The sequence below is a fragment of the Pseudomonas sp. F1_0610 genome (genome assembly GCF_047470865.1).
Taxonomy (GTDB): domain Bacteria; phylum Pseudomonadota; class Gammaproteobacteria; order Pseudomonadales; family Pseudomonadaceae; genus JAZDRH01.
This window is the reverse complement of sequence record NZ_JAZDRH010000085.1, coordinates 1-534: the sequence shown is the minus strand read 5'-3', so window position 1 is coordinate 534 and position 534 is coordinate 1. Positions and strand designations below refer to the sequence as shown.

At 39.7% G+C, this 534-nt stretch carries 1 protein-coding gene; it reads left to right on the top strand.

Going from position 1 to position 534, the window contains the following annotated elements; translation table 11 throughout:
- Window positions 1–534: calcium-binding protein (locus VQ643_RS16315; protein WP_414201572.1), on the top strand; the 534-nt coding region annotated here is incomplete at both ends.

Genomic DNA, 534 nt, shown 5'->3' with positions numbered 1-534 from the left:
ACGATGTTAATTCTCATGAGAATGATATTGACGTCATTAAATTTACTGATGTTAATAGTGATGAAGTTAGTTATCGCGGTGAGAATTATGATCTTATTATCGAGTACGGTAATAACGACAGTATTCGAGTATTGAACTTCTTTAAAGGTAGTCAATATTGGATCAATGAGATTCACTTTGCAGATAAAGTTGTCACTCATGCTGATCTCTATCAAATTGAAATAGCTATAGCTGTAACAGAAGCTGACTATGCTCATCAATGGTCAGGAAGCACGACAATCACAACAACACTATCAGACTCAATTAACTTCTCAGGCCATAATGGTAACGATATTATTCGCGGCACTGATGCTGGAAGTAAGATTTCAGGCGGCGCTGGGAACGATATACTTTATGGTGGTGCAGGGAATGACATCTTACAAGGTGGTGATGGTGACGACACATTGTATGGTGGCTCTGGCGATGATGAGTTATATGGTGGCAATGGTAGTGACAAACTCTACGGTGGTTCTGGCAACGATATTCTTAGTGGTG